Here is a 7,917-nt window from a genome sequence, read left to right on the forward strand (position 1 = left end):
GCCCGTACCGTACCGCACCGCCGCGCGCCGGATCCCCGGGCGCGGCGGTTTTTCTTATCGTGGCGCCGCCCCAAGATAGGAGCGCCCCTTCGGGGGGCAGCACGTGGGGGCCTCGCTGGCCCACTTTTCAGGCGGGGCGTTTGCGCAACAGGTACTTCTGCTGACCATCCATCACCAGCACGCCATGCTGGTTGCGCACTTCGCTGCGCATCGCCAGCACGCCGGTGCTGCGGCCGGGGGCAAGCTCGGTCACGTGCAGGGACGCATACAAGGTGTCACCCGAGAACACCGGCTTCAAGAAGCGGCTGCTTTGCTCCAGGAAGGCCTTCAGTGAATCCTCCACCATGTGCGGGAACAGGCCAGCCCCTGCCGCAGTCTGGATGGCCACCTGAAACCCGTGCGCAAGCATGTGCGGCATGCCATGGGCGCGGCAATACTCCACGTCGTAATGCACCGGGTGGTTGTCGCCGCTGGCCAGTTGGAAGGCGGCGAACAGCGCGTCGGTCATGGTGCGGGACGGCAGGTTGAAGACCTCGCCGATCTCGAAGTCTTCGAAGTAGCGCTGGGCGCACAGTTGATGCTTGATCATGTCGGGGTCCTGTCTGGAAGGGGGGCATGGGGGCGGGCGGGGCGCGTCAGTTCGCGGTCATGTTGGCGGCGCGGGCGACCTGGCTCCATTTCTTCAACTCGCTATCCAGGAAGGTGGCCAGTGCCGCGGGCGACGGTTCCGTTTCCAGCACCAGGCCCATGTCGTAGGCGCGGCGCTTCAACGCCTCGTCCTGCAGCGCGGCCTGCAGGGTCGACGTCAGCGTCTTGATCACCGGGGCAGGCGTGCCGGCAGGCGCGAACACGGCATTCCAGGTATAGGCCTCGTATCCCGGGACGGCTTCGGCAATGGCCGGGGTGTCGGGCGTCTGCGGCAGGCGTTGGCTCATCGACGTGGCCAGCAGCCGCACCGTTCCGGCATGCACTTGCGCCAGGCCGGTGGGGGCGCTGTCGATCATGAATTCCAGGTGTCCGCCGATGACATCGGCCATGGCGGGAGCGCTGCCGCGGTAGGGGACGTGCATGGCGCGGGTGCCCGCCAGGTAGTTGACCAATTCGGCGCCCAGATGCGGCGCGCTGCCGATGCCGGCGGAACCGTAGTTGACCTTGCCCGGGTGGGATTTCAGATAGGCCAGGAATTCCGGCAGGGTCCGTGCCGGCAGGGATTTGTTGACAACCAGCACCAGCGGCGCCTTGGCGGCCAGACCCACCGGGGCGAAGTCTTCGACGGTACGGTAGGGCAGCGTCGCATGGATGCTCGGATTGACGGCATGCGCCACCGTGGTCAACAGCAACGTGTAGCCGTCGGGCGGCGCTTTCGCAACCGTTTCGGTGCCGACCAACGTGCCTGCGCCGGTGCGGTTTTCAACGATGATGGTCGTGCCCGCCTGGCGGCCCCAGCTTTCGGCCAGGGCACGGGCGAAGGTGTCCGTCGGTCCGCCCGCCGCATAGGGCACCACGAGTTTCACGGGGCGCGAAGGAAAGCCCGACTGCGCCCACCCGAGGGGGGCGGCCGCCAGCAGGCTGACGGCCACGGCCAGTTTTCGGGCCGGTGCGGCCCAGCGGGATAGGGGGGTCATGGCTTGTCTCCATTCATTGTTTTGCCTGCCGGACGCTGCCGGGAAGGTCCGGCGGATGGCGGCTTCGGGTTTGTTCCCTGGTTTCGGCAAAATATAAAGACGATGATCCGGGGCGAATAGTCGAATGTTCTTTCGTCGACTTAGAACCTTTCTAACAGCGGGTTTCCTTGCCGGCATGGCGGAGGTTGCGGGGTGATGGCGTTGCGATACGAATTGACCGACTTGCGTGTTTTCATGGCCATTGCCGAGGCCAAGAGCCTGACAGGCGGCGCATCCGACCTGCATCTGACGGCGCCGTCCGCCAGTTATCGGCTGAAGAACCTGGAACAGGCGATGGGGGTTCCGCTGTTCGTGCGCACGCAAAAGGGCATGTCGCTGACGCCAGCCGGCATGACCGTGCTGCGCTACGCGCAGACCATCTTCGCCAATGTCGAGCGCCTGCAGGGCGAAATGCGCCGGCACACGGACGGTGTCGAGGGGCATATCCGCGTGTTCGCCAACAGCAGCACGATGAGCAGCCTGCCTGCGGCGCTTAGCCGGTTCCTGGCGGCCTATCCCAACGTCAACATCGACCTGGAAGAGCGCCTTAGCGCCGAAACCGTCAAGGCGGTGCTGGACGGGCACGCGGATGTGGGGCTGGTGGCCGGCGCCATCGAGATGCGGGGCCTCGAATTCATCACCTATGGCAAGGACGAATTGTTGTTCATCATTCCGCCGCGCCATCCGTTGGGCCTGCACGTGCGCGTGTCGCTGGAGGCCGCGCTGGCGCACGATATCGTGGCGATCGGCCGAAAGAGCAGCAATTTTCTTTATCTGCAGCAGATGGCCGAGCAGTTGGGCATCAAGCCGCGGGTCCGCGTGCATGCGCCCAACTTCGATGCCGTATTGCGGTGCGTGCAGGAGGGCGCGGGCATTTCGCTGGTGCCGCGCTCGGTTGCCGCGGCGGCGCTTTTGCAGGGCAAGGTCGAAAGCGTGGAAATCGAAGAGGCCTGGGCCGTGCGCGAACAACGCGTGGTGATGCGCAGCATGGAGGCATTGCCGGTTTTTGCGCGCGATTTCGTAGGCTATGTCACCGAGCTTACCCCCGCCGACGCTGGCGATTAGAGAATCTTGAAGCGCAGTTAAAAATTATCGACTGGCGGCGGCCCGCAGGGCGTTCCTATAATTTTTTCGCACTGCCGGCCGGCTCACGGGCTGGCTCCCTTGGACGCGCAGGACGATATGACAGCAGCTTTGAAACCCCTGGACGGCATGACGGTCGTCGCGCTTGAGCATGCCGTGGCGGCGCCGTTCGCCAGCCGTCAATTGGCGGATCTTGGCGCCCGTGTGATCAAGATCGAACGCCCCGGCACGGGCGATTTCGCACGCGGCTACGATGCGTCGGTGCACGGACAGTCTTCATTTTTCGTGTGGGCCAACCGGGGCAAGGAAAGCCTGTGCCTGGACCTCGAACAGCGCGCCCAGCGCGCCGTGCTGCAGCGGTTGCTGGCCGACGCCGACGTCTTCATCCAGAACCTGGCGCCCGGGGCAGCGCAGCGCAAGGGGTTGGACTTTGCCACCCTGCATGCCGACTTTCCCCGCCTGATCGTGTGCGATGTTTCGGGGTATGGCGACAGCGGCCCCTTTCGCGAGAAAAAGGCCTACGACCTGCTGATCCAGGCTGCGGCTGGCTTGATTTCAGTGACGGGCACCCCTGACGCGCCAGCGCGCACCGGCATATCGATCGCCGATATCTCGGCGGGCATGTACGCGTACTCCGGCATCTTGACGGCCCTGTTGCAGCGCGCGCGTACAGGCAAGGGGCTGCGAGTGGAGGTCACCATGCTGGAGGCGCTGGCCGAATGGATGTCGTATCCCTTGAATGCTGCCCGCTATGGCGGGTCGCCGCCGGCGCGCAACGGTGTGGCTCATCCGGCCATCGCCCCTTACGGCCAGTATCAGGCGGGTGACGGAAAGGACATTATTTTTGGCCTGCAGAACGAACGCGAATGGGCGCAATTCTGCGCGGGGGTGCTGCAGGACCCCGCGCTGGCAAAAGACAGGCGTTTTTCGTCCAACGTCCTGCGTGTTTCCAACCGCAAGGCGCTGGATGCCCGTATCGCCGAATGCTTCGCGCCGCTCTCGCGCGAAGAAGTGCTGCGCCGGCTGGATGACGCCGGTATCGCCAATTCCGCGTTGAACACCATGCACGACGTCTGGGACCATCCCCAGTTTGCCGCCCGCGACCGGTGGCGCGACGTCGCTACGCCAGCGGGACCGATCCGGGCGCTGTTGCCGCCCGCCACGTTGTCGGGCATGGAGGCGGCCATGGGCGACGTCCCGGCACTGGGCCAGCACACGCAGGCGATCCTGGCCGAGCTGGGTGTCACGCTGGCGGCTTGACGCTGCTGGCCGGTGGGCCGTGGCGCCCCTTTACCGGCCGCCATCCACATACGGCCGGGATTGCAGGACGATGATGTTGTCGCCCTGCACGGCCCATTCGATGTCCTGGTCCACGTTGCCCAGACGCAGCTTGATCTGGCTGCCCACGGCGGCCAGCCGGGCGACCAGTGCGTCGGTCAGCACCTGGCGGGAGCCTTCGATCGGCACTTCACGCACGCCGCCCGCCGCGTTTGGCACCAGTTGCGTGTCTTCGGCCGACCGGCTCAGCACCTGCACGGCCTTGGACCAGCTGGAATACATCAGTTGCTCTGCCTGGCGCTTGCCTTCCACCACTTTGATTCCCAGGCCGCGTTTGGCCGAGATGTAGGTCACGTAGCGCCGCGACGCGTCGAAGGGATCGCGCGTGATCATCACGCCTGAACTGTCCGAGGCCGCCGCCTGCTGAACCAGCACCGCCATCACCACGCCGTCCTGGCCAATGCCTGCCGCGCGCCGGGCCTCGTAGGCTTCGAAGTTGTAGATGGACGCCCACACTGTCTGGATCGCCCGGGGCAGCGCGTCGGCTTGCGTCACGTTGGGCACCGTGGTGTAGAGCCCCGCGCCGCTGAACCCGGGCAGGTCTTCGGAATTCGACGAGCTGCGCACGAATACGCCGCGGCCCTGCAATTGCTTTTGCCAGCGATCGCGCCAGGTGGCGGCAAGCGCCGGGTCGGGCTGGGCGTTGACGATGTCCTGGCGCAAGGCGGCGAGCTCGGCACGGCGGACATTGGCGTCGCTGGCGAAGTCTGCCCGCTGCTCCAGCGCGGCGATGCGTTGCGGCACGTGCAGCTGCTGCATGAACGCGGCGTATTGCGCGAAGGGGATGCAGAAGCCGTCCGGCACGCTCGCCAGCGGCGCCAACGCCGATTTCAGCGCGCCCAGGTTGGCCGCCTTGACGCCGCAATGGCGGCTGTCGCGGGTTGACATGCCCGTCAGCGGCTCGATGGCCTTGACGGTCAGGTCGGGCTTGGGCAGCGGCAGGCCGCCCGCCTTGGGGCCTGGCGTGGCGGGCGCATCGGGCTTGGCGATGGGCCGTACCTGATAGCCGTTGCTGGCGACATTCAGCTCTACCCACTGGCCGTCGTAGTCGCGCAGCGCGGCGACTCCGTCTCGCACATAGGCGTTGGGAATGCGCCAGCCCTTGGCCAGCAGGTTCACGTGCGACAGCAGGGTAGAGGGCCGCTGCGTGATCAGGCCTGCCACGGGCGGCAGCGCCACGGGCACTTCGTCCAGCACCAGGATGTCGGTCGGCGACAGGTCGGGAGTGTCCTCCACCGAGGCCACGATGCGCAGACGGCCCTGGGCGCGTCCGGTGTTCAGCGGCAGGAAGGTCTGTTCGCGCAGCAAGGCCTCCTGGGTCACGACATCCAGCCCGGCGCGTTGCGCCGTCTGCTCATGCATCGTGGAGTTCGCCTTGAAGCGAAGCGGCGCGTAAAAGGTGGCGCGCAGCCGTTCGCCCGTCAGGGCCAGCAGTTCGGGCGTCAGCCGGTCGCCTTCCCAGAACTCATAGGTGTAGCCGGGCAGGTCGCGCTGCCAGCTCAGGGTGCCGAACAGCAGGCGGCGTTGCGGATCCTTATATTGCGCGATCAGCGTGGCTTTGTCCGAGTCGGGCAGCAGGCGACGCTCGCGGGCGAAGTTCTCGTGCAGCGAGTAGCGCGGCGTATCGATGTAGTAGATGCGGTCGCCATGTTTGCGGTCGATCACGAACAGCACATGCGGAATCTCAAGCGGCGTGCCCGGGTTGTACACGCGGGCCAACTGCTGGAATTCCTCCGGGGTGCGGATCTGGCCCAGGAAGGCGGGGCCGCCGCGCTTGGCGTCCTCGGGCTTGCGCGCTTCGATCTCGTCGGCGCGCAGGGGCCGGGCGTTCTCGTAGGGGGACGGCTTGCGGGCGGTTTGCGCGTGCGGCGCGGCGCTGATGCTGGCGGCCAGGAGGCCGAACGCGGTCAGGACAATCAGGCTGGGCCGGCGTGGGCCAAGACGATGTGATGCAGGCGGTGGGCGCATGAAAAGGCGGGCGGGTCGCAGGGAGTTGCGATGATATCGGAGCCCCCGCGTGGCGCCGCGGAAGAATGTTTCCAGATGTACCGAGTCTTTGGCGTAAAGGCCTTTGGTCTTACAAATACCCAATTCCAGGGATACGCGGACCGCCGCGATTCCCGTGTAATCGGGATCGGCTGTATGTCGCGCCGGCGACGCAAGTGCCCCACCGTCTTTGCTCGCGCAGACGGAAACGGCATCTTGCAGGGCCCTTCTGCAGGGGCAGCAGATACTGCTGCCCCTGTTTTTTTCTGCGGCCAGCGGCCGCCGGCGGCATCGCCCAAATGCAACAAGGCCCCCAGAAGGGGGCCTTGTTTTGCCAGCCTGGGCCGGAATCAGCCTTCGGCCGTTTCCGCCAGGATGCGCTTGGCTTCTTCGGCCACGCGTTCGGGGGCGGTGCCGCCGATGTGCTTGCGGGCGGCGACCGAGCCTTCCAGCGTCAGCACTTGGTGGACGTCGTCGCCGATCTGGGCGTGGTAAGCCTTGAGCTCGTCGGTGGACAGGTCAGCCAGGTCGCAGCCGCGTTGTTCGCAGTCGCGCACGGCGTGGGCCACCACTTCGTGCGCGTCGCGGAATGGCACGCCGCGCTTGACCAGGTAGTCGGCCAGGTCGGTGGCGGTGGCAAAGCCCTGCAGCGCCGCGGCGCGCATGTTGTCGGCCTTGACCTTGATGCCGGCAGCCATGTCCGCGAAGATGGTCAGCGTGTCGCGCACGGTGTCCACGGTGTCGAACAGGCCTTCCTTGTCTTCCTGGTTGTCCTTGTTGTAGGCCAGGGGTTGACCTTTCATCAGGGTCAGCAGGGCGACCAGGTTGCCGTTGACGCGGCCGGTCTTGCCACGGGCAAGTTCGGGCACGTCGGGGTTTTTCTTTTGCGGCATGATCGAGCTGCCGGTGCAGAAGCGGTCGGCCAGGTCGATGAAGCCCACGCGCGGGCTCATCCACAGCACCAGTTCTTCCGACAGGCGCGACACGTGCGTCATGATCAGTGCACCCGCAGCGCAGAATTCGATGGCGAAGTCGCGGTCGGACACCGCGTCCAGCGAATTGCGGCACACACCATCAAAGCCCAGCGTCTTGGCCACGCGTTCACGGTCGATGGGGAACGACGTGCCGGCCAGCGCGGCGGCGCCCAGGGGCAGGCGGTTCACGCGGCGGCGGCAGTCGGCCAGGCGTTCGGCGTCGCGGCCGAACATTTCAGCGTAGGCCAGCAGATGGTGGCCGAACGTGACGGGCTGGGCGACTTGCAGGTGGGTGAAGCCCGGCATGATGGTGCCGGCGTTGTCCAGCGCGACCGCGGCCAGCGCGTGACGCAGCTGGCGCAGCAGGTCTTGCAGGTTGTCGATTTCGTCGCGCAGCCACAGGCGGATGTCGGTGGCGACCTGGTCGTTGCGGGAACGGCCGGTGTGCAGGCGCTTGCCCGCATCGCCCACCAGTTCCACCAGACGCTTCTCGATGTTCAGGTGCACGTCTTCCAGATCCAGCAGCCATTGGAAGCTGCCGGCATCGATTTCGGACAGGATCTGCGTCATGCCGCGCTGGATGTCGGCCAGATCCTGGGCGCCGATGATGCCCTGGGCGGCCAGCATGTCGGCATGCGCGAGCGAGCCCTGGATGTCGTGGCGCGCCAGGCGCTTGTCGAAATCCACGGACGCCGTGTAGCGCTTTACAAGTTCGGAAACCGGTTCCGAGAACCGGGCGGACCAGGCCTGCGCCTTATTGGCGAACTGGTTTTGATCGGAGGAGGGAGTGTTTGCCATGATGGGCGGAATTATAGGGCCTGCCGCCGATGCGGCGCACGCGGCGGGGTAGCATGGCCCTCATATCGCCGTGG

Annotated in this window: 6 protein-coding genes; 2 read left to right on the forward strand and 4 right to left on the reverse strand. The window is 66.1% G+C overall.

Features of this window, described 5'->3' with window-relative positions:
• Window positions 1–127 precede the first annotated feature (127 nt).
• Together ACE039_RS04190 and ACE039_RS04195 are read right to left on the reverse strand one after the other, a co-directional pair.
• Window positions 128–589, reverse strand: coding sequence for a MaoC family dehydratase (locus ACE039_RS04190; protein ID WP_448709270.1), 462 nt, complete (start codon window positions 587–589; stop codon window positions 128–130).
• Between the two features lie 46 nt (window positions 590–635).
• Window positions 636–1,625 carry a tripartite tricarboxylate transporter substrate binding protein gene (locus ACE039_RS04195; protein ID WP_448709269.1) on the reverse strand — a complete coding sequence of 330 codons (990 nt, stop codon included), beginning with the start codon at window positions 1,623–1,625 and terminating at the stop codon, window positions 636–638.
• A 201-nt stretch (window positions 1,626–1,826) separates the two neighbouring features.
• On the opposite strand from ACE039_RS04195, the gene ACE039_RS04200 reads away from it, so the two are divergent.
• Both ACE039_RS04200 and ACE039_RS04205 read left to right on the forward strand, forming a co-directional pair.
• Entirely contained in the window at window positions 1,827–2,729 is a 903-nt protein-coding gene (locus ACE039_RS04200; RefSeq protein ID WP_448709274.1) for a LysR family transcriptional regulator, read from the forward strand.
• Window positions 2,730–2,846: 117 nt separating this feature from the next.
• Window positions 2,847–4,007, forward strand: a complete 1,161-nt coding sequence (locus ACE039_RS04205; protein ID WP_448709268.1) for a CaiB/BaiF CoA transferase family protein — start codon at window positions 2,847–2,849, stop codon at window positions 4,005–4,007.
• Window positions 4,008–4,037: 30 nt separating this feature from the next.
• Here the strand turns inward: ACE039_RS04205 and ACE039_RS04210 are convergent, their stop codons facing one another.
• A complete protein-coding gene (locus ACE039_RS04210) occupies window positions 4,038–6,053 on the reverse strand; it encodes a PEP/pyruvate-binding domain-containing protein (protein WP_485821743.1) in 2,016 nt (671 codons plus the stop codon).
• A gap of 368 nt (window positions 6,054–6,421) precedes the next feature.
• Window positions 6,422–7,843: an argininosuccinate lyase gene (gene argH / locus ACE039_RS04215; RefSeq protein ID WP_105560116.1), complete on the reverse strand. Its 1,422-nt coding sequence runs from the start codon at window positions 7,841–7,843 to the stop codon at window positions 6,422–6,424.
• Window positions 7,844–7,917 lie beyond the last annotated feature (74 nt).

The sequence above is a fragment of the Achromobacter maghribensis genome, from assembly GCF_057334215.1.